Source organism: Rheinheimera maricola (assembly GCF_016918075.2).
GTDB classification, from domain to species: domain Bacteria; phylum Pseudomonadota; class Gammaproteobacteria; order Enterobacterales; family Alteromonadaceae; genus Alishewanella; species Alishewanella maricola_A.
The window spans coordinates 660,726-685,212 of the sequence record NZ_JAERPS020000001.1 but is presented as its reverse complement, the minus strand read 5'-3'; the positions used below and the strand labels follow the sequence as shown (position 1 = coordinate 685,212).

General features: G+C 45.8%; 21 protein-coding genes. 15 read left to right on the top strand and 6 right to left on the bottom strand.

Features of this window, described 5'->3' with window-relative positions:
* Positions 1 to 14: 14 nt before the first annotated feature.
* Positions 15 to 3,263, bottom strand: coding sequence for a sensor histidine kinase (locus tag I4W93_RS03120; protein ID WP_205309891.1), 3,249 nt, complete (start codon positions 3,261 to 3,263; stop codon positions 15 to 17).
* 211 nt (positions 3,264 to 3,474) lie between these two features.
* Between I4W93_RS03120 and trxB the strand changes: the two genes are divergently transcribed.
* The 4 genes from trxB to infA all read left to right on the top strand — a co-directional run bounded on the left by trxB (position 3,475) and on the right by infA (position 6,173).
* Positions 3,475 to 4,431, top strand: coding sequence for a thioredoxin-disulfide reductase (gene trxB, locus I4W93_RS03115; RefSeq protein ID WP_205309892.1), 957 nt, complete (start codon positions 3,475 to 3,477; stop codon positions 4,429 to 4,431).
* A gap of 9 nt (positions 4,432 to 4,440) precedes the next feature.
* Positions 4,441 to 5,166: a leucyl/phenylalanyl-tRNA--protein transferase gene (gene aat, locus I4W93_RS03110; protein ID WP_205309893.1), complete on the top strand. Its 726-nt coding sequence runs from the start codon at positions 4,441 to 4,443 to the stop codon at positions 5,164 to 5,166.
* Positions 5,159 to 5,860, top strand: a complete 702-nt coding sequence (locus I4W93_RS03105) for an arginyltransferase (RefSeq protein WP_205309894.1) — start codon at positions 5,159 to 5,161, stop codon at positions 5,858 to 5,860. The genes aat and I4W93_RS03105 overlap by 8 nt, the downstream gene beginning before the upstream one ends.
* 94 nt (positions 5,861 to 5,954) lie before the next feature.
* On the top strand, positions 5,955 to 6,173 hold the full coding sequence (infA, locus tag I4W93_RS03100; RefSeq protein WP_008610216.1) for a translation initiation factor IF-1: 219 nt from the start codon (positions 5,955 to 5,957) through the stop codon (positions 6,171 to 6,173).
* Positions 6,174 to 6,247: 74 nt separating this feature from the next.
* Here the strand turns inward: infA and clpA are convergent, their stop codons facing one another.
* Positions 6,248 to 8,515 (bottom strand): ATP-dependent Clp protease ATP-binding subunit ClpA, encoded by a 2,268-nt coding sequence (gene clpA / locus I4W93_RS03095; RefSeq protein ID WP_205309895.1) that lies wholly within the window; start codon positions 8,513 to 8,515, stop codon positions 6,248 to 6,250.
* Positions 8,516 to 8,569: 54 nt separating this feature from the next.
* Positions 8,570 to 8,890: an ATP-dependent Clp protease adapter ClpS gene (clpS, locus tag I4W93_RS03090; RefSeq protein WP_205309896.1), complete on the bottom strand. Its 321-nt coding sequence runs from the start codon at positions 8,888 to 8,890 to the stop codon at positions 8,570 to 8,572.
* Between the two features lie 192 nt (positions 8,891 to 9,082).
* On the opposite strand from clpS, the gene cspD reads away from it, so the two are divergent.
* On the top strand, positions 9,083 to 9,301 hold the full coding sequence (cspD, locus tag I4W93_RS03085) for a cold shock domain-containing protein CspD (protein ID WP_205309897.1): 219 nt from the start codon (positions 9,083 to 9,085) through the stop codon (positions 9,299 to 9,301).
* A gap of 79 nt (positions 9,302 to 9,380) precedes the next feature.
* On the opposite strand, the gene I4W93_RS03080 is transcribed toward cspD, so the two are convergent.
* Complete coding sequence (locus I4W93_RS03080; protein ID WP_205309898.1) at positions 9,381 to 11,609, bottom strand: NADP-dependent isocitrate dehydrogenase; 2,229 nt, start codon at positions 11,607 to 11,609, stop codon at positions 9,381 to 9,383.
* 289 nt (positions 11,610 to 11,898) lie between these two features.
* Here I4W93_RS03080 and I4W93_RS03075 point away from each other — a divergent pair, with 289 nt between their 5' ends.
* The 6 genes from I4W93_RS03075 to I4W93_RS03050 all read left to right on the top strand — a co-directional run bounded on the left by I4W93_RS03075 (position 11,899) and on the right by I4W93_RS03050 (position 17,402).
* Positions 11,899 to 12,495, top strand: a complete 597-nt coding sequence (locus I4W93_RS03075) for a pseudouridine synthase (RefSeq protein ID WP_224673230.1) — start codon at positions 11,899 to 11,901, stop codon at positions 12,493 to 12,495.
* A 35-nt stretch (positions 12,496 to 12,530) separates the two neighbouring features.
* Positions 12,531 to 12,986 carry an NUDIX domain-containing protein gene (locus I4W93_RS03070; RefSeq protein WP_205309899.1) on the top strand — a complete coding sequence of 152 codons (456 nt, stop codon included), beginning with the start codon at positions 12,531 to 12,533 and terminating at the stop codon, positions 12,984 to 12,986.
* A 68-nt stretch (positions 12,987 to 13,054) separates the two neighbouring features.
* Positions 13,055 to 14,179 carry a tRNA 2-thiouridine(34) synthase MnmA gene (gene mnmA / locus I4W93_RS03065; protein WP_205309900.1) on the top strand — a complete coding sequence of 375 codons (1,125 nt, stop codon included), beginning with the start codon at positions 13,055 to 13,057 and terminating at the stop codon, positions 14,177 to 14,179.
* 1 nt (position 14,180) lies between these two features.
* A complete protein-coding gene (gene hflD, locus I4W93_RS03060; RefSeq protein ID WP_205309901.1) occupies positions 14,181 to 14,819 on the top strand; it encodes a high frequency lysogenization protein HflD in 639 nt (212 codons plus the stop codon).
* 8 nt (positions 14,820 to 14,827) lie between these two features.
* On the top strand, positions 14,828 to 16,198 hold the full coding sequence (purB, locus tag I4W93_RS03055) for an adenylosuccinate lyase (RefSeq protein WP_205309902.1): 1,371 nt from the start codon (positions 14,828 to 14,830) through the stop codon (positions 16,196 to 16,198).
* 49 nt (positions 16,199 to 16,247) lie between these two features.
* A complete protein-coding gene (locus I4W93_RS03050; protein WP_205309903.1) occupies positions 16,248 to 17,402 on the top strand; it encodes a ribosomal protein uL16 3-hydroxylase in 1,155 nt (384 codons plus the stop codon).
* A 74-nt stretch (positions 17,403 to 17,476) separates the two neighbouring features.
* Here the strand turns inward: I4W93_RS03050 and I4W93_RS03045 are convergent, their stop codons facing one another.
* Positions 17,477 to 17,914, bottom strand: a complete 438-nt coding sequence (locus I4W93_RS03045; protein WP_205309904.1) for a DUF4826 family protein — start codon at positions 17,912 to 17,914, stop codon at positions 17,477 to 17,479.
* Positions 17,915 to 18,158: 244 nt separating this feature from the next.
* Between I4W93_RS03045 and I4W93_RS20480 the strand changes: the two genes are divergently transcribed.
* The gene (locus I4W93_RS20480) at positions 18,159 to 19,199 is read left to right on the top strand and encodes a Leu/Phe/Val dehydrogenase (RefSeq protein WP_205309905.1); all 1,041 of its coding nucleotides are present in this window, start codon (positions 18,159 to 18,161) and stop codon (positions 19,197 to 19,199) included.
* Positions 19,200 to 19,231: 32 nt separating this feature from the next.
* Here the strand turns inward: I4W93_RS20480 and I4W93_RS03035 are convergent, their stop codons facing one another.
* On the bottom strand, positions 19,232 to 20,125 hold the full coding sequence (locus tag I4W93_RS03035; RefSeq protein ID WP_205309906.1) for a patatin-like phospholipase family protein: 894 nt from the start codon (positions 20,123 to 20,125) through the stop codon (positions 19,232 to 19,234).
* A gap of 139 nt (positions 20,126 to 20,264) precedes the next feature.
* Here I4W93_RS03035 and I4W93_RS03030 point away from each other — a divergent pair, with 139 nt between their 5' ends.
* The 3 genes from I4W93_RS03030 to prsR are packed head-to-tail and all read left to right on the top strand — an operon-like array spanning position 20,265 to position 24,472.
* On the top strand, positions 20,265 to 21,005 hold the full coding sequence (locus I4W93_RS03030) for a S1 family peptidase (protein WP_205309907.1): 741 nt from the start codon (positions 20,265 to 20,267) through the stop codon (positions 21,003 to 21,005).
* A 46-nt stretch (positions 21,006 to 21,051) separates the two neighbouring features.
* The gene (gene prsK, locus I4W93_RS03025) at positions 21,052 to 23,079 is read left to right on the top strand and encodes an XrtA/PEP-CTERM system histidine kinase PrsK (protein ID WP_369408123.1); all 2,028 of its coding nucleotides are present in this window, start codon (positions 21,052 to 21,054) and stop codon (positions 23,077 to 23,079) included.
* A gap of 34 nt (positions 23,080 to 23,113) precedes the next feature.
* Positions 23,114 to 24,472, top strand: coding sequence for a PEP-CTERM-box response regulator transcription factor (gene prsR / locus I4W93_RS03020; protein ID WP_205309908.1), 1,359 nt, complete (start codon positions 23,114 to 23,116; stop codon positions 24,470 to 24,472).
* Positions 24,473 to 24,487 lie beyond the last annotated feature (15 nt).

Genomic DNA, 24,487 nt, shown 5'->3' with positions numbered 1-24,487 from the left:
TTATGATTTGTAGTTTAACTATGTAAAGTAGTAGTTTTATCCAGCTGTAACTTGAACCAAAAAGTGGCCCCTTGGCCCGAGCTACTGGAAAAACCAATATGCCCCTGGTGGTTTTCGATGATTTTTTTACAAATAGCCAAGCCAAGACCAGAGCCATCTTTTGCCCTACTGTCAGAGCCGTCGGCCTGAGAGAACTTTTCAAAAATACGGCTTTTAAACTCTTCTGGTATTCCAACGCCAAAGTCTTGCACCTCAAACAGGAGAGCGTCAGCGTTTTGACTAATGCGAACAAACACCGTGCTATTCGCTGCTGAAAATTTTACTGCATTAGATATTAAGTTATCCATAACCTGGCGGATCCTTAACGAATCAGCTTTAACCCAAACCTTATTCTCAACTTTATTAATCAACTGCAATTCAACTTGATAGCGGCTAGCATAGGGTTGCATTGCAAGCACAGCCTGTTGTGCCAGCAACACCAAATCGGACGGTAGCAAACTTAAACTAAAAGTACCGGTAGTAAATTTTTGTAAATCCAACAAATCATTAATTAGATGGGCCAGGCGTTCACTGTTGGTTTGTGCAGTTTGTAACATGTTTTGATAGAGCTCTGTGCCCGGTGTCACCACCTGTTGTGTAATCAGACCGATAGCGCCACGGATAGCCGTTAACGGTGTGCGAAGCTCATGACTGACGGTAGCGATAAATTCATCCTTCAATTTATCTAGCCGTTTTAGCTCTGCATTGCTTTTTGCAAGATCGTCAAGACTACGTTCTAGTTGCAGGGTGCGCAGAGACAGGGTCACAGAGCTTTCCTCCAGCGCTCTGGTCCGCTCGGTAACTCGGGTTTCCAACACTAATTGTGCTTTAGCTTTATTGTCTACTGTATCTTGTAGTAAGCGATTAATTTGACGTATATGACGTAAGCGGTACTGATGCATTAACCACAGGAGCACAGCAAAAATTGCTATTGCCGAATAAATCAGCCAATTTTGCTGCCACCAATGTGGTAACACCTGTAAGGTGGCTACCGCTGTAGCCTCACTATAAAAACCATGATTATTGGAGGCTTTTAACCATAGCTGATAGCGGCCAACTGGCAGATTGGCATAGTAAGCACTATTTTGGCTGCTTGTTGTTATCCAATCAGCGTCTATCCCCTCTAACTTATATTGAAAGCGATTACGAGCCGGATCTTGATAATCCAGGGCACTAAATTCAAAATTAAGTGTGCGTTGCCCGGACATCAATCTAATGTCAGGCCATAGTTTTTGATGCGGTTTAACCTGTGCCACCTGGCGATCTATTACTAGCGCTGATAAAACCGGCGCCGGTACAACGGTATTCACAATTAATTGCTCAGGTGTCACAACAACCAGACCGGCAATTGCACCAAAGTAAATTCTATCCGCAGCAAACGCTGCATTAGCATTAAGTTCAGAGCTAATCATGCCGTCACTGCTGTTGTAAGGAACCACATGTTTATGCTGCTGTGGCCGAAAGCCAAGCCCTTTAGCTGTTGCAACCCACAATCGGCCATTCTGTTGCTGCACTACATCTAGTACTGCATTGGCAGGCAGGCCATCTTCGCTTGTCAGATGTTGTTGTAAACCTGTTTTCAAATCATATAGCAACAAGCCATTTCGGCTGCAAACAGCCAACTCGCCGGCGTACTCGCTGACGCATTGCACGTCATTGTGCGGAAGCCGGATGACAGAGTCTTGGCTAGTACTATGACGCGTAACCATATCAGTGGCTAAATCAATCTGGTACAGGCCACTGTAACGGGTACCCACCCATAGCTGCGAATCGCTCCCCAAGAAGACGCCCTGCACCGTATTACCCGCGGCTTGTTCAGCTAACTGGGGAAGCCAATGTTTGGTAGTGCCAGAGCGCCACGACCAGGCAATAACGCCTTCGCCCCACATACCTAAATAAAGGTTATCGTTCTGATCGATGACTAAATCTCGCACATTGCGATTGACTACACCTGATAACTCAAATGGCTCATCAACAGGCTGCAGTGTGCTATCGCCAGCATACCGTAACAGCCCGTTGTCGCTGGCTATATAGACATCGCCAGCCGACGTTGCTTTAATGGCGTTCACTCTGCTGCCAGTGCTGAATTGTTGGTATTTACCGTCGTTTAAATCGATTAAATAAACACTGTCAATTGAGCCCAGCCATAATTGCTGCTGCCATTGCAATACAGCGGTTACTGAAAAGGCATCACGCTGAGCCAGGGCTTCTGAGAATAGTGGCAAACTATCGAAGGCTTTACTCGACACGACACTACGATACAAGCCACTCTCTCGTGACCCCAGCCACAGCACGTTCGACCTGTCTTGTAATATACTGCGTACGTTAACGTTCGGTAATAACGCTGGCTGCGGTGGGCGCTGTGCATTGTGCTGGGTTAAATCCACGCGAAACAAGCCACTGTAACTGCCTATCAATAAGCTACTGTCGTCAGTATCAGTTGTTAATATATTAATAATCGGCTCTGTTTGCCCGCCCAATGCCAGCACGACCGGTTTAAATGTCTGTTGCCGGGTATTGTAACGATACAAACCAGAGCGACTACCAACCCATAGTTCATCTCCAATGGCTTTGAGGGCACGGATTTCATTATCACGACTTAAACTGTCAGCTCCAGGTACCAGCTGCACCAGCTCGCTGAAGCCAGTGTTGGGATGCCAGGATTGCAAACCAGCAGAACTGCCAACCCAAATAGTGCCGTCGGCAAATTCGGCCAGACTCCAAATGCGCAGCCCTGCTTCACCAATAGTTTGCACCTCTCCATCAGGCGTTATCCGGCTTAGCCCTGTAGTTGTACCCACCCAAATGTGGCGATGAGCATCTTGCAGTAGCGCCTGAATTTGATTGCCTGCAAGTTGTTCTGATGTAGTATATCGCCGTAGCTTGCCTGTCTTAGCTTGCAACATCGACACTCCGAACCCCCAGGTCCCCGCCCACAGGTTGTCGTTATCATCAAGCAGGATCACACCAACATCAGCGGTTTGCTGTTGCTCCAGCTCTTTTGCGGTAAGTACAGGAAATTCGGTAAAGCGATATCCGTCAAATCGAAGCAACCCAGAGTTAGTTGAACCCAACCACAGGAAGCCAGTTTTGTCTTGCTGAATACTATAAATAGTGGCATTTGGCAGGCCATCGTCGACGCCAAAGCGGCTAAAAATCTGCTCGGCACTGACGCTAAAGCACAGGCTAAACAAGAAGATAAAACAGCGCGTTATAAAGCTCATCCTTACCCTCTGTCTGCAAAACCTGGCCTGAATTTAGTTTGACGTTGAAAGCGCATTGTTTGCTATTTCGACACAACGTAACCTTAGCATAGCCAACTCCGCTTTACAGCGACAGCAGGATTAAATCTGTGCCGCCACTTTCACTCACGGTTGCATTCTTTTAGAATCGCCACCATTACTGGTTTTAATTATGATGTTCCCGGAGAAGTACATGTCTGACGTTAAACATAGTCGCCTGCTTATATTAGGTTCTGGCCCTGCTGGTTACACTGCTGCCGTTTATGCAGCCCGCGCTAATTTGAACCCGGTGTTGATTACTGGCATGCAGCAAGGCGGCCAACTAACTACCACCACTGAAGTTGAAAACTGGCCTGGTGACGCTCATGGCCTTACCGGACCAGCGTTAATGGATCGGATGCGTGAGCATGCAGAAACGTTTAATACCGAAATTGTATTTGACCATATTCACACAGTAAATTTGCAGCAACGCCCTTTCACTCTTAGTGGCGACAACGCGGTATACAGCTGTGATGCACTTATTATCTGTACCGGCGCTTCTGCAAAGTATCTGGGGCTGCCTTCAGAACAGGCATACAGCGGCCGAGGTGTGTCAGCCTGCGCGACCTGTGATGGCTTTTTTTATCGCAATCAAAAAGTAGCCGTGGTCGGTGGTGGCAATACCGCCGTTGAAGAAGCATTGTACTTATCTAATATTGCAGCCGAAGTCCATTTAGTACATCGACGTGATAGTTTCAAAGCAGAGAAAATTCTGGTCGACCGCTTAATGGCTAAAGTTGCCAGCGGAAATATCATACTTCATACCCACCGCGAGCTAGATGAAGTACTAGGCGATGATATGGGCGTTAATGGTGTACGCTTGACATCAACTAAAGGAGAAGCCGCCGAGGAGCTGGCGCTGCAGGGTGTGTTTATTGCTATAGGCCACAAACCAAACACCGATATTTTTGCTGGCCAACTGGACATGAATGGTGGTTATTTAAAAGTGCACAGCGGCAACGATGGTAACGCTACGCAAACCAGCATAGAAGGCGTATTTGCTGCCGGTGATGTATCAGATCATATTTACCGTCAGGCTATAACGTCTGCCGGCACTGGTTGTATGGCAGCGCTGGATGCTGAGCGTTATCTGGACGCATTGAGTAAGTAATACACTATAGTGGCCATTTATCTGCCCGAACTCGTCGCGCACGATGTCAGCTTTCCACCGCTGCATCGTGCGCTGACTGAACCAGATGGCCTGCTCGCGATGGGGGGCGATCTATCAGTCCCTCGTTTAATGAACGCCTATGCAAATGCTATATTCCCCTGGTTTAGTGATGAAGATCCCTTGCTGTGGTGGAGCCCATCTGTGCGCGCAGTGTTTGCACCAAACAGCCTTCAACTTAATCGCACACTGAGGAAGCAAATCCGGCGCTACAAGTTACATTTCAGCGTGAATTACGCCTTTGCTAAAGTGATGTCGCATTGTGCAGCGCCCCGTGCGACACAGTTAGGTACCTGGATCCTTCCGCAGATGCAGCAGGCTTATCTGCAGTTACATCTGCAAGGCCATGCTCACAGCCTTGAGGTATGGCAAGAAGACAAGCTGGTGGGCGGTTTGTATGGCGTAATGGTGGGAAGTTTGTTTTGTGGTGAGTCAATGTTTAATCTGCTGCCTGACACAGCCAAGCTAGCACTGGTGGCACTTCAACAACATTTACAACAGAAAGCCCCGGGCTGGATAGACTGTCAGCTACCTAACCCATTCTTAATGCAGCTTGGTGCCCAGACAATTGAACGTGATGACTATTGCGCTATGTTGCAACTGTATCGCTGTCAATTGCTACCTTTATCGCATTGGCAAGCACGCCATATCACTTTGGATATGACTATCGATGCATGAATTACGCTTTGGTCTAACAGCGCCCAGCCAATGCAATTATTTGCCGCTTCAACAAGAGCAATTAGTTTTTTTATTACCAGAGCAACCACTGGATGACACCCTGTATCAGCAGTTGCTGAAGTTTAATTTCCGCCGCAGTGGCGAGCAAGTGTACACACCCCACTGCCCGGCATGTCGCGCCTGTGAATCGGTGCGTATTAACCCCAGGGATTTTAAACCAAGTCGCAGCCAGCGCCGGTTGCTGCATAAAGCCACCCGGGCAGGTTGGCACTATACATTAGAGCAAGCAGCAGGCAGCGACTACTATCCACTCTTTGCCGAATATATTCGCCACAAACATGCTGATGGCAGCATGTTTCCGCCAGCACCTGAGCAGCTTGACGGTATGCTTAACTGTACTTGGCTAAATGTAAAAGTGCTTAAGCAGTACCAACAACAAGAATTGGTGGCGGTGACCATAGTGGATGAAACCGCAGAAGTATTTTCGGCGGTGTATACTTTTTTCCAACCTGAGTGCAGCCATTATTCTCCGGGCATACTCGCTATCTTGTATTTACTTCAAGTCAGCTTAGCGCAACATAAAAACTGGCTGTACCTGGGATACCAGATTGATAGCTGCCAGAAGATGGCCTATAAGGCTGCTTTTAAGCCACAACAGCGCTTTATTCAGGGACAATGGCACTCATTTGGCTAAAAAAGCGCTTGTTGCTTTACTTATGCTGATGATTTCGGCACAATCTGCGCAGTTTTTTTATGGTTCACCCAATTTTAAGAGGCAAGTGCGCTGAATGGCGAAGGAAGACGTAATTGAAATGCAAGGTACCATCTTGGATACCCTGCCAAATACCATGTTCAAAGTTGAACTGGAAAACGGCCATGTCGTTATCGCTCATATCTCAGGTAAAATGCGTAAAAACTATATCCGTATTTTAACCGGCGATAAAGTAACCGTTGAATTAACGCCATACGATTTAACTAAAGGTCGTATCGTGTTCCGCCAACGATAAGTCGGCTTTAAGCAGTACGTATGATAACAAAAACCCGGCCAACGCCGGGTTTACTGTTTGGTAAATTAGCCAGATTAATCAGCTAATGCTGCTTCCTCTGCAATTTCATAGTCGAAGCTTAATTTTTCATTAACGACATCAACCCTAACATCCCCACCATGTAATAAACGACCAAACAAGATCTCATTAGCCAGTGGTTTTTTCAGCTGCTCCTGGATCAGTCTTGCCATAGGTCGAGCTCCCATAGCATGGTCATAGCCCTTATCTGCCAGCCACTGTCTGGCGGCACTGCTTAGCTCCATTGATACCTGTTTTTTGTCCAGTTGCACCTGCAAATCACAAATAAACTTATCAACAATTTGCAGAATAATGTCGGCCGATACATGTTTGAACCAGATAATGCCATCCAGCCGGTTGCGAAACTCCGGACTAAAAGTACGGTTGATCTCTGACAGAGCATCATGGCTATGGTCTTGCTGCTTAAAGCCTATTGATTTGCGAATAGTTTCCTGCACACCCGCATTCGTCGTCATGACCAACACAACATTGCGAAAATCAATTTTACGACCATTGTTGTCAGTTAAAGTACCGTGGTCCATTACCTGCAACAAAATGTTATAAATATCGCTATGGGCTTTTTCAATTTCATCCAACAGTACCACTGAATACGGATGTTTAGACACCGCATCAGTCAGCAACCCACCCTGCTCAAAGCCAACATAGCCCGGTGGAGCACCGATCAGGCGACTAATAGCGTGGCGTTCCATATATTCTGACATATCAAAACGTAGCAGTTCCACACCCAGCGCCTTAGCCAGTTGTTTGGTCACTTCAGTTTTACCCACCCCGGTTGGGCCAGCAAACAAGAAATTACCAATAGGTTTTTCTTCACTACCAAGGCCGGAGCGTGATAAGCGGATAGCCGCGGTAAGCACTTCAATCGGTTCATCCTGTCCAAACACGACCAGCTTCAAGTTACGGTCCAAATTAGCCAATACATCTTTATCTGACGCCGACACCGACTTTTCCGGAATGCGTGCCATTTTTGCAATAACATGTTCAATTTCAGGCACATTGATCACTTTTTTACGTTTAGATACCGGTAACAAGCGCTGACTGGCGCCGGCTTCATCGATAACATCTATCGCTTTATCCGGTAAGTGACGTTCATTAATATATTTAGCTGACAGCTCAGCCGCCGCACGAATCGCTTTTTGCGTGTAGCGCACATTGTGATGTTGCTCATAGCGCTCTTTTAAGCCTAGTAAAATACGGGTTGTGTCTTCTACACTTGGCTCTGCGACATCAATTTTCTGAAAGCGGCGCACTAAAGCAGTGTCTTTTTCGAAAATACTTTTATATTCCTGATAAGTCGTCGAGCCCATACAACGCAAGCGACCAGTAGATAACAAAGGTTTAATAAGATTACTGGCGTCCATCACGCCACCGGACGCAGCGCCAGCACCAATTACGGTATGAATTTCATCGATAAATAAGATGGCGTCTTTTTCCCGCTCTAATTCTTTGAGCAACGATTTAAGCCGCTTTTCAAAGTCACCACGGTACTTAGTGCCCGCCAGCAAAGCCCCCATGTCCAGTGAGTAAATAGTGGCATTAGCAATCACTTCCGGTACCTCATTGTGCACGATACGGTAAGCTAATCCCTCTGCAATCGCAGTTTTACCAACACCCGCCTCCCCCACCAACAATGGGTTATTTTTCTTGCGTCGGCACAATACCTGAATAGCGCGCTCAACTTCGTGTTCGCGACCAATTAGCGGGTCAATCTGGCCATTCTTTGCCTGAACGTTCAAATTAGCGGTAAAGTTTTCCAGATACTTACTGTCCTCTACAACAGTGTCGGTACCCTCTTCCTGTGAATGTTCATCATGCTGCTCAAGTTTTTCTGTTTTGGTTACACCATGGGAAATAAAATTCACCACGTCTAAACGGGCAATATCAATTTTTTTCAGTAAATACACGGCCTGCGATTCTTGCTCACTGAAAATGGCTACCAGTACATTGGCACCCGTCACTTCCGATTTACCAGAAGATTGAACATGAAACACCGCTCGCTGCAGTACACGCTGAAAACCCAGTGTAGGCTGCGTGTCACGCTCCAATTCGCCCTCTGGCAGCACTGGCGTTGTAGAGTCAATAAAACTCGCCAATTCCTGACGCAACTTTTCAATGTTGGCGCCACAAGAGCGCAATGCTTCGCCGGCAGCCGGATTATCCAGCAATGCCAGTAACAAATGTTCTACTGTCATATATTCATGACGGCGCTCACGCGCAAACCTGAAAGCCAAATTCAGAGTTAACTCAAGATCTTTATTTAACATACACCACTCCTAATCCACCTGAGTAACGACACCAGAATCATGCAAAGGCTTACCTTATGCGCGTTCCATGGCACAAAGCAGCGGGTGCTGATGCTCTTTAGCATACTGCATTACTTGCTGCACTTTGGTTTCCGCTATTTCAGCGGTAAATACCCCACAAACCCCTTTACCTTCGTAATGTACTTTTAACATTACTTCTGTCGCCTGCTCATACTGCATATTAAAAAAACGACTTAGCACATCGATAACGAAATCCATCGGCGTGTAATCATCGTTATGCAGCACCACCTTATACATTGGCGGAGGAGCCACACGTTGCCGCGTTAACTCTTCTAATCCACCGTATTGTTCATTACCGTCTTTATTACCACTCATAAACTATAGCCATGCCTATGTATTCCATCAAAGGAGCTTTGCGTTAAATATTAGTAAATTTTTCGTTTAATTTTGCAAATAACTTGACTGTCTGCTTAAATTATCTACATTAGTTACTGGGATCAACAACAATCCCACTATTTAAGACTAAGAATACAGAATTTAGCTAACTTAGAGAAGGAAGTAAGTTGTATGGCTACCGGTAAAGTAAAATGGTTCAATAATGCCAAAGGATTTGGATTTATTCGTGAAGATGGCCGTGATGATGATATCTTTGCTCATTATTCAACCATTAGCATGGATGGCTACCGCACGCTAAAGGCTGGGCAAGACGTTGAGTTTGACTTGTCTGAAGGCCCAAAAGGCTTGCACGCTGTGAATATTAAAGTGCCCGGTGATCTGACAGAATAAATATTTACTGAGCGTAAAGCACGTAAAATAAAAAGCAGGCTTAACGCCTGCTTTTGCTTTTTAACTACATGCAACAGTATTAAGCGTTAGCCAGAGCCTGATTAAATGTTTGACTTGGTCGCATCGCTTTGGATACCAGATCAGGATTTGGCCGGTAATAGCCACCAATATCTACCGCTTTGCCTTGAGCCCCGTTTAACTCAGCAACAATCACAGATTCATGCTGTTGCAATGTCGCCGCCAGTTTGGCGAAGCGGCTCTGTAGCTCTGCATCTGCTTCTTGTGTTGCTAAAGCTTCTGCCCAATACATTGCCAGATAAAAGTGGCTACCACGGTTATCCAACTCACCTAACTTACGCCGTGGTGATTTGTCATTGTCGAGAAACTTAGCCGTCGCCGAATCCAGAGCATCAGCCAAAACTTTAGCTTTAGCATTTTCAGTAACCTGGCTTAAATGTTCGAGTGAAGCAGCAAGCGCTAAAAACTCACCGAGTGAATCCCAACGCAAATAATCTTCTTCGATAAACTGCTCAACGTGTTTTGGTGCAGAACCACCGGCGCCTGTTTCAAACAATCCACCGCCATTCATCAATGGTACAACTGACAGCATCTTAGCGCTGGTACCCAGCTCCAGAATTGGAAACAGATCCGTCAAGTAGTCACGCAACACATTACCAGTAACTGAAATTGTGTCTAGCCCTTGCTTCATACGTTGCAACGTTAAACGAGTTGCTTCAACAGGCGCCAAGATCTGAATATCCAGGCCATCGGTATCATGCTCTTTCAGATAAGTCTGCACCTTAGCAATAAGTTGTGAATCATGTGCGCGAGCGCTGTCCAACCAGAACACTGCCGGAGTATTGCTTAAGCGGGACCGGTTCACGGCCAACTTTACCCAGTCGCGGATCGGGGCATCTTTTACCTGACACATCCGCCAGATATCACCCTGTTCCACGGCATGCTCAAACACTACATCACCTTTACTATTTAACACCTGCACTTTACCGTCTGCAGCTATTTCAAAGGTTTTATCATGTGAGCCGTATTCCTCTGCCTTTTGCGCCATCAAGCCTACGTTGGGCACTGAGCCCATAGTGCGCGGGTCAAAAGCGCCGTTTTTACGGCAAAAATCAATGGTTTCCTGGTAGACACCGGCATAACAACGATCTGGGATCATCGCTTTGGTATCTTTTAATTTACCATCGGCTCCCCACATCTGGCCGGAGCTTCTGATCATCGCCGGCATAGACGCATCAATAATCACGTCGCTTGGTACATGCAGGTTGGTAATACCTTTGTCCGAATTTACCATTGCCAGCTCAGGCTGCGCAGCATAGCAGGCTTTGATATCAGCCATAACTTGCTCTTGCTTAGGTTGTGGTAACGATGCCACTTTGGCGAACATGTCACCGGCGCCGTTATTCACATCTACACCCAACTCGGCAAACAGTTCAGCATATTTATCAAATACCGTTTTGAAAAATACTGTCACCGCATGACCGAACAATATTGGGTCTGATACCTTCATCATGGTAGCTTTTAAGTGCAGGGACAACAGCACATTTTGCTGTTTCGCAGCGGCGATTTCTTGTTGGTAAAACGCCCGCAAAGCATTCTTGCTCATGGTAGCGGCGTCAATCACTTCGCCGGCCAATACTGCAACCTGGTCTTTTAATATCGATACAGAACCGTCATTGGCGATATGCTGAATTTTCAGCGTATCAGTGTTTGCAAAAGTCGCCGACTGTTCACTGCCATAAAAATCACCCTGGTTCATGTGCGCAACGTGCGATTTAGAATCGGCAGCCCAGGCCCCCATGCTATGCGGGTTTTTCTTGGCATATTGCTTAACCGAAGCCGGTGCACGACGGTCAGAGTTACCTTCACGTAGTACCGGGTTTACCGCGCTGCCTTTAATTTTATCGTAGCGCGCTTTAACATCACGCTCTTGTTCAGTTTTTGCTTCAGCGGGGTAATCTGGCAGCGCATAGCCTTGCTGTTGTAACTCTTTAATCGCCGCTTTCAATTGTGGAATTGAAGCACTGATATTTGGCAGCTTTATAATGTTAGCATCTGGCTGATTCGCCAATTCGCCAAGCTCACTTAATGCGTCAGCGATACGCTGTTCTGGCTTTAAAAAATCAGGGAAGTTGGCAATAATACGACCAGACAGGGAAATATCACGGGTTTCTACCGCAATACCGGCCGCAGCAGAGAATGCTTGCACTATTGGCAGCAACGAGTAAGTCGCCAACGCAGGCGCTTCGTCCGTTTCAGTGTAAATAATTTTTGCAATTTCTTTTGACATGTTAGTTCCTGTAATGTGTTTGCGAACAGCTGGCTATTGCAGACCAGTCTGCACCTTCATCCTGGCGATGTTGATGTTTTAAACGCACTTGTTGCAAAGCGGCGCTAGTATAGCAGCATGACATTCAATAAAATAGGCAACCAGCCGCCCCACTTAGCGTCTTCATGTATGACTGTACAAACCGCATATGACGCAATGTTAACTAATGCTGACAGCCAGTAATGCCCTGTCAGATGCTATAAACTTTAGAGATAAAAACACAGTGAAACCTGCTCGTATCAAACAGAAGATGCAAAATAATCCATATGCGAAAAAACGCAATACGACCAAGGTCGAGCAACCGATACTTCTGTTGTTTAATAAGCCATTTGATGTTCTATGCCAGTTTACGGACAATAGCAGCCCTAAAAGAGCCACCTTGGCCGACTTTATCAAGGTTGAAGAGGTTTATCCGGCAGGCCGGCTGGACCGTGACAGCGAAGGCTTATTGCTGCTGACCAATTGTGGTAAAACGCAGCACCTTATCAGTGATCCAAAGCATAAAATGGCTAAAACATACTGGGTGCAACTTGAAGGCGACATTACTGACGCGGCACTGCAAGAGCTGCGTCAAGGGGTACAACTGAATGACGGCGTCACTTTACCCGCCAACGCACAGCGAATCGCCGAACCGGATATCTGGTTGCGTCATCCACCCGTACGGCAGCGTACTACTATTCCTACCTGCTGGATAAGTCTAACTATTATTGAAGGCCGTAATCGTCAGGTAAGACGCATGACCGCGGCTGTTGGCTTTCCTACTCTGCGTCTTATCCGTGCTCAAATTGGCTCTTGGCTACTGGCTGATTTAGCGCCGGGTGAGTTTAAACAAATTTCGCTAAGTTAACGCTAAACCTGGTTTAGCAACAAAGAAAAGAGCATATGAGCAGAGAAACACTACACTTAACCGTTGCCGCTATCGTCCAGTTTGAGCACAAATTTTTGCTGGTGGAAGAAATCGATAAACTCAGCGGCCAACGCGTACTGAACCAACCTGCAGGCCATGTTGAACAGGACGAAGAGCTGCTAAACGCCGTAAAACGCGAGCTATACGAAGAAACCGGCCTATTGCTTGAACCCACTGCCTGGCTGGGAATTTCCCAACTCAAAGCGGCGAATAACCATCGCTATGTAAGGGTTAATTTTGTGTTTGAACCTACCAGCTTGCCGCAACGCTACCAACCGCAAGATCGCGATATTCTGGCATTGCATTGGTTTAGTGCAAACGAGTTGTTACAAGCAGCTCTACCAGTTCGCAGTGCGCTGGTTAGTGATGCAGTGAAGTTATATCAACAAGGCGTGCGCTTACCGCTCGGTCTCATTCAGCCAGCACGATAACATGCGCGGCGCCTTATTTTAATGTATAATCCGCGCCTTGTTTTTTAAGCCTTCAAAAGTGCAGTGCTATGCCAGATATTTGCCCGGTTGACTGCTCAGTCAACAGCAGTAAAAAAGTCATCGTCGGTATGTCCGGCGGCGTGGATTCTTCCGTTTCAGCCTACCTGCTGTTACAGCAGGGCTATCAGGTTGAAGGCCTGTTTATGAAAAATTGGGAAGAAGACGACAACGACGAGTATTGCGCCGCAGCTGAGGATATGCGTGATGCCCAAGCGGTATGCGACAAATTAGGTATAGTGCTACACAAAGTAAATTTTGCCACGGAATATTGGGATAATGTTTTTGAATATTTCTTAGCCGAATACAAAGCTGGGCGTACCCCCAATCCCGATATTATGTGCAATAAAGAAATTAAGTTTAAAGCGTTTCTCGAGTTTGCCGCTGAAGCCCTTGGTGCTGATTACATTGCCACCGGCCATTATGTCCGACGCCGTCAACAAAATGGCCATTGGCAGTTGTTACGCGGCTTAGACAATAACAAAGACCAAAGCTATTTCCTTTACACTATTGGCGAAGAGCACATTGCACAGACATTGTTTCCGGTTGGTGAGTTAGAGAAACCGGCCGTGCGCGCTATTGCCGAGCAACAAGACTTAATTACGCACGATAAGAAAGACAGCACGGGGATCTGCTTTATTGGTGAGCGTAAATTCAAAGATTTTTTACAGCAATACTTGCCGGCTCAACCAGGTGACATTATCACTGTCGATGGTGACATTATTGGCCGCCACGAAGGCCTTATGTACCATACGCTAGGCCAACGCAAGGGCTTAGGTATCGGCGGATTGAGGGATGGTGGTGATGAGCCCTGGTACGTAGTGGCAAAAAATCTGGAGAAAAATCAATTGCTCGTTGCGCAAGGCCACGACCATCCAAGCTTGCTATCTAACGGTTTAACGGCCAGCCAAATGCACTGGACTGATCGTGCAGGCCCGCAGCAAGCTATTCGTTGCAGTGTAAAAACCCGTTACCGTCAAACAGACATCCCTTGCTTACTCACGCCACACGCAGACGGCACGGTCAGCGTGCAATTTGACAGCGCGCAAAAAGCAGTGACACCTGGCCAATCGGCGGTGTTTTATCTCGACGAAGTCTGTCTTGGCGGCGGCATTATCGACCAGGCACTAAATTAATATGCATTATTCTCTTTCTACCCAAATTATCGCCCTGGCAGGATTGTGTCAGGCTCTTAAGCTGGTGCAAAAAGTTGCCCGCAGCAGCGAGTTAAATAAAGACGCGCTGTTATTAATGCTAAACAGCGTTGCTATAATCGATGCTGAGCAACCGTTGCAAATTTATGGTGATGATGCAAAAAACTTGAGTACAGGTTTACAGCTGATTATCGATCAGCTTGGTGATAAGCCGCAAAAAGATGTCGAACTAACCCGCTATATCGTTGGCGTACTGGCATTGGAGCGTAAGCTAAGTAAAACGCCAGCACACATGGCTAAACTTGGCGATAAGTTACAACACCTACAGCGCCAGCTACAACATTTTAGTCTGCTTGACGATAACATGTTAGCAAACCTGGCTGACATCTATGCAGATTGCATCAGCAGTTTAGGTGGCCGTATCCAGATTTATGGCCAACCCGATTTACTTAAACAGTCCGCGGTACAGCACAAAGTGCGTGCTCTGTTGCTGGCTGCCATCCGGGCTGCTGTATTATGGCGCCAAGCAGGTGGCAGCCGAACTAATTTTATTTTCAAACGTCGCAAGCTGGTGGCGCAAGCAAAACAGATGCTTGCGCAACTGCCCACATCAAGCTTATAGGAGCCTGTATGCAACTGAACGCCCTTACCGCTATTTCGCCCGTTGATGGGCGCTATGGCAGCAAAACTACCGATTTACGGAACTACTTCAGTGAGTTCGGTTTAATAAAATACCGAGTGATGGTAGAAGTTCGTTGGTTGCAGCAGCTTGCTGCCATATCAGAAATAAATGAAGTTGCGCCACTATCTGCCTCGGCAAATCAATTATTGAACGATATTGTCGACAATTTTAACGTCGCTGATGCCGAGCGGGTAAAAGAAATTGAGCGCACCACCAACCATGACGTCAAAGCAGTTGAGTATTTGCTAAAAGAGAAAGTGGCAGAAAATGCTGAACTTGCTGGCGTGAGTGAATTTATTCACTTTGCCTGCACCTCAGAAGATATTAATAACCTGTCGCACGGCTTGATGCTAAATGAAGCGCGTTCAGCGGTGCTACTGCCGCAATGTGATGCCTTACTTGATGCGATTAAACACTTAGCCAACGAACATAAAAACGTGCCTATGATGGCAAGGACCCATGGTCAACCGGCGTCGCCCACCACCATGGGTAAAGAAATGGCGAACGTTTATATGCGTTTAAAACGCCAACGTGACCAGATAGCTAAAGTAGAAATACTGGGTAAGTTTAATGGTGCCGTGGGCAACTACAATGCACATTTATCTGCATACCCTGAGCTGAATTGGCATCAGTTATCTGAGCAGTTTGTAACCAGTTTGGGACTGAGCTGGAATGCCTTCACCACGCAAATTGAGCCGCATGATTATATCGCGGAACTGTTTGATGCCGTAGCCCGCTTTAATACCATTTTGCTCGACTTTGACCGCGACGTCTGGGGTTATATTGCGCTGGGTCATTTCAAACAACGCACTATTGCTGGCGAAATTGGCTCATCAACCATGCCGCATAAAGTAAACCCAATCGATTTCGAAAACTCAGAGGGTAATTTGGGTATTGCCAATGCCTTGTTTAATCACTTATCCGCCAAACTGCCGGTATCGCGTTGGCAGCGAGATTTAACCGACTCAACAGTGCTGCGCAATTTGGGTGTTGGATTCGGTTATACCTTAATTGCGTATCAGGCAACGCTAAAGGGCATTAGTAAGTTAGAAGTAAATGAAGCCAACCTGCGTGCCGAGCTGGATGCCAATTGGGAATTACTGGCAGAGCCGGTACAAACCGTGATGCGAAAATATGGTATTGAACAGCCCTATGAAAAACTGAAAGAATTAACCCGCGGCAAACGTATTACACAAGCCGACTTGCATGTGTTTATTGATAAGCTGCAGCTACCTGATCAGGTTAAAGCGCAGTTAAAGCAGTTAACTCCGGCCAATTACATCGGTGCTGCCATAGACATTACCAGCACACTGAAGTAAGCGATTGACAATAAGGCGCTTTAGTAAGCGCCTTTTTTTGGGACATTTTATGTATCAGTTAAATTTGGGCAGCCTGAGTATCGACGAGTTTCTCTGTGAATACTGGCAAAAAAAACCGTTATTAATCAAAGCAGGTTTCCAGCAGTTTAGCGATCCGCTAAGTGCAGATGAACTGGCGGGTCTGGCTCAGGAAGAAGAAATAGAATCGCGGATTGTAAGTTGTACCGAAAAAAACTGGGATATGCAAACTGGTCCGTTCGAAGACTTCTCTGCTTTTGGTGCACAAGGCTGGACCTTACTAGTGCAGGCTGTTGATCACTGGCATCCAGAAGCAGCAAAGCTATTGGACCCGTTTCGCTTTATCCCGAACTGGCGAATTGATGACTTGATGGTAAGCTTCTCTACGCCCGGCGGCGGCGTAGGACCGCACCTTGACCAATATGATGTGTTCATTATTCAAGGTGAAGGTAAACGCCATTGGCGTGTTGGTATGCCAGACACCAGCCTAAAACAGTTGTGTCCTCATCCGCGGCTTTTACAAATAAGCCCCTTCAAAGATTGTATAGACGTAATTACCGAACCTGGCGATATATTGTATATCCCACCAGGATGCCCACATGACGGTATCAGTCTGGAAAACAGCCTGAACTATTCAGTTGGCTTTCGGGCACCGGCACAAAAAGATTTACTGACAGGCCTTGCTGATCACTTAGTAGATCATGACATTAGTGGCAAACGCTTTGCTGACAATAGTCGCAGTGTAGCAACATCCGTCGGCGCCATTACCGATGCTGATTTACAACAGGCTCAGCAGTTACTGCAACAGTTGGTCGCAGATAACACTATGCTACCGCAATGGTTTGGCAGTTTAATTACCCGCGCTAAACATGAGTTGGATTTAAATGAGCCAGATCCGCATTATGGCAGCGACGAAATAGCTGAATATCTGCAAGAAGGTTCGGTGTTAAGTCGTATCGGCGGTTTACGTTGCTGTTATTATCAGCAAAATGCTGCCAGCGATATTCTGCTGTTTATTAATGGTGATCAGATCACTCTGCCAGCTAATGAGCTGACAACGGCACAACTGCTTGCTGACTTTACTGAGTTAACCTCGACGCAAAATCAGCATTTTATCGGATCTGATGAACGTACCATGTTATTAACCAGTCTTATTAACCAAGGCTACTGGTATTTCAGCGAATAAACGTAACAGGCTTAGGACAAATAAAAAACCGCCTTCAAGGCGGTTTTTTATTTATTGTAAACTAATAAATACAATTAATTGGCAGTACTTTCTTGCCATAACTCATCTTTCTCAAACATCTCGTATAAACCATGGGCTCGTTTAATGAGTAGATTGGCAAAATCCAGTTTAGTTTGATCGTTAATACCAGAATCAATAATCTGCTGCGCTTTAAGTTGCCAATGCAATGAAAATGATCTCACCGCCTCACGCGCATCTTTGGCAGCAGATACCGCCATATGATCAGTTGGTACATCACCACTGATCACCCAAAATGTTTGTTTATCTTTGGTATTTAATTTCCATACTGCAAAAAAAGGCGGTAAATAGCGGCTGTCAGCCACGGTTACATTGTCAGGAATAATACCTTTACTGGCCAAATGTTCGTTGGCTTTTTGAAACTGCGCCCTAACCCATTGCGCCCTGGCCTGTTCCATCTGTTGAATCTGCTCTTGAGTTAACTGCTCACTCATGTTTTTCAATCCTGCTGTGGCTTTTTGCGCTACTTTAGGTGACTCGTGAGGCACAATCAAGTACTGAGTTAGATTGTCGACAATCATCTGGACCAACCAGCGGTTTTTTTTCCGCTGTTATGGTGAAAGCCTAATTGAAATGTTACATTGCGCCGCGCAAAAAGCTACTGATTAAAGTAGCTATACCCAAAACATCACCGCGACACAGCGCCCCTGTGCCAGCCAATAAACGGAGAAATCAGTCGTGGCCATATTTAATCATTCTGAATTTGATAATCATGAGCAAGTGGTTTTCTGTAGCGATGCCGAAACCGGCTTAAAAGCTATTATTGCAGTACACAGCACAGCATTAGGGCCAGCGGTTGGCGGCTGCCGTTTATGGGATTATGTCTCAGACGACGCAGCATTAAATGATGTGCTGCGCTTGTCTCGCGGTATGACGTACAAAAACGCCATGGCTGGCCTGCCTCTCGGTGGTGGTAAATCAGTTATTATTGGCGACGCGAAAAAGATAAAATCTGAAGCCTTGTTCCGCGCTTTTGGCCGTATGCTGCACCGGTTGTCTGGCAGTTACTACAGTGCGGAAGACGTTAACATTACCACTGGCGATATTATGATCGTCAATAAAGAAACACCCTATGTAGCTGGCCTCGAAGGAAAAAGCGGCAACCCTGCGCCGTTTACAGCTTTGGGAACTTACCGCGGTATTAAAGCAGCGGCCAAGCATAAATTTGGTTCAGATGATTTATCCAATCGCACAGTAGCCATACAAGGCCTTGGAAGTGTTGGCTTTTACCTGTGTGAACATTTACACAAAGACGGTGCAAAATTAATTGTAACTGACATTAACCCACAAGCCATTAGCCGTGCCGTTGAACAGTTTGGTGCCGTAGCAGTTGGTCTTGACGAAATCTACTCGGTCGATGCCGATGTCTATGCCCCCTGTGCACTAGGTGCTACGGTTAACGACGATACCATTCCTCAGTTGAAAGCCCGTATCGTTGCTGGCTGCGCCAATAATCAGTTAAAAGAAGCCCGTCATGGTGACATGTTACGTCAACAAGGCATTTTATACGCACCCGATTACGTAATTAATGCTGGGGGTATTATCAATGTGGCATTCGAAATGCGGCCGGAAGGCTACTCAGAGCCAGAGTCATCCGCCAAAGTCATGTTGATTTACGATACGCTGTTAAATATTTTTCAGCGTGCTGATGCTGAAAATCAGTCGACCAGCGTAATTGCCGATTTAATGGCGCAGGAAATAATTCGCCGCGGTAAATAGTATTAACTCACTTATGTGCACAAAAAGACCACTTACGTAGTGGTTTTTTTGTCGCTGTCACCGGCCGTGACCTCGGTAAATAACCCGGCTAGCTTTAACGGCACTATACTATGCGCCGTCTGATACCCCATATCGAACAGTTGTAATTTCTGTGCAATGCTTAAAGCAAAATCGACCGACGATACACTACCGGTATTAATTACTATAGTGTTGTGCCAATACTCAGCGTGTACGTACTCACGTGACACCGCACTCATAAATGTTCTGATTAACATGTAAACATAGGACACCACTGGAAAATAACGGCTGGTTTGCAATGGCCGGGATTCCGCATCGCTTTTTAAACGAAAGCAAATCAATGGTAAGCCCGAACCAGACCAATCACGATGCAATGCATCCTCTGATAAAATTACCCCATCGGTCATAATGTGCTGCTCAAAGGCCTGAAATGAAAAAAATAGCGGGATCGACATCGAAAAACGGATCGCTTTCGACACTTTTAGGTGCGGCGTTTTGCTACGATTAAAGACAACCGGGCCACCACCGTTAATATCTGTCGCTAAGATATGTAAGTCATAGGCTAACTGGGCAAAGGTTATGCCTTTCAATTGTTTATCTAGCCAAGCCTCTAGTTTATTACCATTACACAGGCCGCCAGTGCGTAACAGCGAGGTAAACGAAAAGCTCCAAAACTGCCTGAAATCGGTATGTAGCGCCAAAGTTTTGATCTCTGCCAGGCTATGGCCCGCTGCATATAAGGCAGCCACAATACTGCCGCCAGATACACCAACTAAATGACGAAACTCAAATCCCATCTCTTGTAATGCTTGCAGGATCCCGATGTAACAACTGAGCCGGGTTCCTCCGCCAGAAAGGATTGGTACAATTGCTTTAACTGTTTCATCTTTAGCTACCGATATAGACATGACAGGTCCTTTGTACCATTACGACTCTGACAGTATGGAGGAAAATCCGTCAGTTGCCACAGAACACTGCAGCTATTTAAGACTAATTAAGCTAGTATAAAACCTGAAAACAATAATGTGGATAGGGAATATCTCATTCATGTATAAAGCGATATTGTGTGTTTTTATGCTGATGTACAGCACCTTGCTACACGCCACATTACAAGACAGTATTAGCAAAATAAAACCCTCTATTGTTGCTATTGGTATATTTAGTCCACTGGCATCGCCCAGAGTCAGGTTAATCGGTACCGGCTTTGCGGTGGCTGAAGGAAATAGAATAGTAACCAACCATCATGTTATCGCTGCAGCACTGAATGTAGAGCGTAACGAAAGTTACGTGGTGATGTCAGGCAGTGCCGAAAGTGTCACCATGCATAAGATAATCAATACTAAAATTGAACCCGCATATGATTTGGCCGTACTAAACATCCAAAGCAAATTGCCTGCAGTCACACTGGCACAGCCCGAAGCGGTTGCCGAAGGCACAGAGATTGCCTTTACCGGCTTTCCAATTACCTCAGTGCTTGGCCTTTACCCTGCCACACATAGAGGCATTATCGCAGCTTTAACGCCGGTGGCGATTCCGGTTGATCATGCCAGTCAGTTGCAAGCGGCAGCACTGCGAAAATTACGCCAGCCATTTTTAGTGTACCAACTTGATGCCACTGCATACCCCGGCAACAGTGGCAGCCCATTATTTAATGCAGCAACGGCTGAAGTCATCGGTATCATCAATAAGGTGTATATTAAATCCACTCGAGAAGCCGTGCTAAGCGATCCCAGTGGTATTACCTATGCCATCCCTGTGCAGGCATTACTGCCGTTGTTGGCGCAATGATCTATGCCTACCGTTTTTAGCAAATACAGCCTGGACTGACTAATTAATGCAGATGGATTTTCTTACAGAACTCGCAGTGGATAAGATTGGCTTTGGCCTGGCTTGCATCGCAAACTTGTTTTTTTTCCTGCTAACGTTAGCGACCAGAGTTAAAAACTTACCTAAATCCTTGCTACTTTCCTGGTCTTTACTCAATACAATTTGGGCCGGGTATTACATATTTACAGCTGTCGCACCCTATAGTTCAACATTATCCATATCGCTTGAGCTTGGTAGAAACCTGCTCTTATTGCTATTTCTATTATCCGCATTAGGAAATGCGCAACAAACCTTATGGCAATTACTGCAAAAGGGCTCAGTGCAGCTGCTCATAGTGGTAATGTCCGGCTGGACGGCACTATGTGTTTTTCAGTTGCTGTCTACCAATCTTATTTTTACCGGCAGCCTGGCTATTTGCATATTACAGCTATCACTACTTGAGGCTATTTACCGCAGAGCAGCTGCCGAACGCTGGCAATATAAACCGCTGGTCTTAGGTATTACAGTATGTGCGCTGTTTGACTTCGTCTTATTAGCCGAATCAGCCATGTTTGGTCAGGTAGATAACCAACTGTGGTCTGCCAGAGGGTTTGTGTATGCCGGTATAATTCCGCTGCTAATTATCTCTGTGCGTCGTGTTCAGGCCTGGGGGATAAACGTATATGTTTCCAGGGATATTGTATTACAAAGCTCGCTGGTGCTTGCTGCGGGGTGTTACCTCTGTCTTATTGCCGTTGCCGGCTTTTATATTCGTTATATTGGTGGCAACTGGTCTAATTTATTGCAGACAGCCTTCTGGGTACTTGGCTTTGCAATGCTGGCAATATTACTGCTATCTGGCGCGGTAAGACGAAGGCTAAAAGTGTTTATTGAAAAACACTTTTTCGCAAACAAATTCGATTACCGGCAAAAGTGGCTCGAACTCACCAGGCAATTAAAGCTAATAGACTTGAGTAAAACCGAGCAATACCAAACCGTTCTGTATGCCTGGCTCAATGCTATTGGTTACCAGCGTGGCTGTCTGATACAACTCGATGAGCAAAAAAACTTTAATCAGTTGGCAATCATAGGTCGGGGGAAACTTAACCCTGATGAACTAGTGTTGCTGAAGCATTATGTGCAACAGTTTGAAGCAAAACACTGGATTGTCGATCTGTCTGATAACAAAGACCCATTTAGCCAACAGCACCAACTGAATAACATCGACATACAACTTATCGTGCCGATCTATTCCGATACCTTACTTTGGGGCCTTTGCCTGATGAATGCGCCAGATGTTGACCGGCAGCATCTTAATTGGGAGCTACGCGACTATTTAATGCTGGTGTCAGAACAAATATCCAGTTATTTATTATTGATGCAAACCAGCGAGCAGCTTAGTGAAAACGCTCAGTTTGTCGCATTCAGCCGAATGTCTGCATTTATCGTGCATGACCTGAAAAATGTTAAAGCACAAATTGACCTTTTACTGACAAATAGCATTAAACACCGGCGTAACCCGGAATTCATAGATGATAGTTTTGAAACTCTGGCGGCAATGCAAAAACGTCTGGAAAATATGCTCTCGCAGCTTAGTAACAAACAAATTGCCGCGGCAAATAACTCGGTATTTACCGCCGCAGCTGTAGTCACAGAAGTAGTTACACAGCGCTGTGCCTCAAAATCCCCCACGCCTGTACTGAATATTAGCAACGATGGTCAGTTGTCTGTCGATAAAGAGCGCTTTGCCAGTGTGCTATTTCATCTCATCGACAATGCGCAACATGCTACTGCTGATACCGGTACCATAAAAATTGATATTACTACTGACGAACATAACCTAATTGTTCAGATAAACGACTCCGGTTGTGGTATGTCGGAAGAATTTATACAACAACGGTTATTTAAACCGTTTGATTCAACCAAAGGTAACGCCGGCATGGGCATTGGCGCTTATGATGCGCTACACTTTGCAAAGCAACATGAAGGCCAGTTAATGGTCAGCAGTAAGGAAGGTATCGGAACTACCTTTACATTAGTTCTTCCTTTACACTAGCCATGTTTATTGAAGTAAATACAAGGACTGTTATATGAAGACCGTTTTGGTCATAGAAGATGATATTGGCATCCAAAAGCAGCTTAAATGGAGCTTCCCTGATTATGAGCTGGTATTTGCTCAGGACAGGGCATCCGCTCTTACTCAGTTAAGACGTTATGAACCAGATGTTGTCACGCTGGATTTAGGCCTGCCACCAGATCCAGCCAATGCCAGTGAAGGTCTGGCCTGTCTCAGTGAGATTCTGGCCATTCAACCACAGTGTAAAGTGATCGTTATTACCGGTAGCACTGATAATGACCACGCCATTAAATCCGTATCTCTTGGTGCCTATGATTACTATCAAAAACCAATAGATGTCGAGGTATTAAATATCATTTTGGCCAGGGCGTTTAAGTTAAGCCAGTTAGAAGCTGAAAACCGTGCACTAAAGGCATCCAGCATATCTAATAACGATATTATCGGTAACAGCGACGCTATATTACGTGCATGCCGAACTGTTGAGAAAATTGCGCCAACTGAAATCACTACATTATTGTTAGGCGACAGCGGCACTGGGAAAGAGGTATTTGCCAGGTCAATTCACCGTCAAAGCCCGAGGGTCAACAAACCCTTTGTGGCAATAAACTGTGCCTCTATTCCGGAAAACTTATTGGAAAGCGAACTGTTTGGCTACGAAAAAGGCGCTTTTACCGGTGCCAACAAAACGACCCTGGGAAAGATTGAATGTGCCAATGGTGGCACCTTGTTACTCGACGAAATTGGAGATATGCCACTTAGCCTACAGGCTAAAATGCTGCGTTTTTTACAAGAGAGGGTGATAGAACGTGTTGGTGGTCGCCAGGAAATAGAAGTTGATGTCAGAGTGATCTGTGCTACACACCGAAACCTGGCAGAGATGGTTGCAGCACAGAGTTTTCGTGAAGATTTGTACTACCGCATTAGTGAAATTACTCTGGCTATCCCGCCATTAAGGCAGCGTGGCCACGATATCATCGTGATTGCCAAAGCACTATTAAGCAAATTCAACAACGAGTTTGGTACTCAGGTTCAAGGTTTTTCAGACTGTGCCATGCAAGCAATGCTGCAACATGCATGGCCAGGTAATATTAGAGAGCTACAAAACAAACTTAAATCCGCTGTTATTCTGGCAGACAGCAAGCTTATTACAGCTGAAGATTTGGGCTTAAAAGCCGTTGATGCGTTAAAAACCACTACGCTGCGTAAAGTAAGGGAGCAAGCCGAGACTCAGGCCATTAGACACGCCTATACTGTGGCAAATGGAAATTTGTCTAAGACCTCAGATTTGCTCGGTATTACAAGGCCTACACTTTATGCGCTAATCGATAAGTATCGCTTACATGACTTACGTAATACCGAAACAGAAAACTAGATAGTAAAATAAAAA

Bases quoted from the DNA above. Each gene is read 5' to 3' on its own strand.
- cspD (WP_205309897.1), top strand. From the start codon at position 9,083: ATGGCTACCGGTAAAGTAAAATGGTTCAATAATGCCAAAGGATTTGGA.
- I4W93_RS03105 (WP_205309894.1), top strand. From the start codon at position 5,159: ATGCATGAATTACGCTTTGGTCTAACAGCGCCCAGCCAATGCAATTAT.
- I4W93_RS03120 (WP_205309891.1), bottom strand. From the start codon at position 3,263: ATGAGCTTTATAACGCGCTGTTTTATCTTCTTGTTTAGCCTGTGCTTT.
- I4W93_RS03050 (WP_205309903.1), top strand. From the start codon at position 16,248: ATGTATCAGTTAAATTTGGGCAGCCTGAGTATCGACGAGTTTCTCTGT.
- prsR (WP_205309908.1), top strand. From the start codon at position 23,114: ATGAAGACCGTTTTGGTCATAGAAGATGATATTGGCATCCAAAAGCAG.
- trxB (WP_205309892.1), top strand. From the start codon at position 3,475: ATGTCTGACGTTAAACATAGTCGCCTGCTTATATTAGGTTCTGGCCCT.
- I4W93_RS03070 (WP_205309899.1), top strand. From the start codon at position 12,531: ATGAGCAGAGAAACACTACACTTAACCGTTGCCGCTATCGTCCAGTTT.
- prsK (WP_369408123.1), top strand. From the start codon at position 21,052: ATGCAGATGGATTTTCTTACAGAACTCGCAGTGGATAAGATTGGCTTT.
- I4W93_RS03030 (WP_205309907.1), top strand. From the start codon at position 20,265: ATGTATAAAGCGATATTGTGTGTTTTTATGCTGATGTACAGCACCTTG.
- clpA (WP_205309895.1), bottom strand. From the start codon at position 8,515: ATGTTAAATAAAGATCTTGAGTTAACTCTGAATTTGGCTTTCAGGTTT.
- clpS (WP_205309896.1), bottom strand. From the start codon at position 8,890: ATGAGTGGTAATAAAGACGGTAATGAACAATACGGTGGATTAGAAGAG.
- mnmA (WP_205309900.1), top strand. From the start codon at position 13,055: ATGCCAGATATTTGCCCGGTTGACTGCTCAGTCAACAGCAGTAAAAAA.
- I4W93_RS03035 (WP_205309906.1), bottom strand. From the start codon at position 20,125: ATGTCTATATCGGTAGCTAAAGATGAAACAGTTAAAGCAATTGTACCA.
- purB (WP_205309902.1), top strand. From the start codon at position 14,828: ATGCAACTGAACGCCCTTACCGCTATTTCGCCCGTTGATGGGCGCTAT.
- I4W93_RS03045 (WP_205309904.1), bottom strand. From the start codon at position 17,914: ATGAGTGAGCAGTTAACTCAAGAGCAGATTCAACAGATGGAACAGGCC.
- I4W93_RS03080 (WP_205309898.1), bottom strand. From the start codon at position 11,609: ATGTCAAAAGAAATTGCAAAAATTATTTACACTGAAACGGACGAAGCG.
- infA (WP_008610216.1), top strand. From the start codon at position 5,955: ATGGCGAAGGAAGACGTAATTGAAATGCAAGGTACCATCTTGGATACC.
- hflD (WP_205309901.1), top strand. From the start codon at position 14,181: ATGCATTATTCTCTTTCTACCCAAATTATCGCCCTGGCAGGATTGTGT.
- I4W93_RS03075 (WP_224673230.1), top strand. From the start codon at position 11,899: ATGCAAAATAATCCATATGCGAAAAAACGCAATACGACCAAGGTCGAG.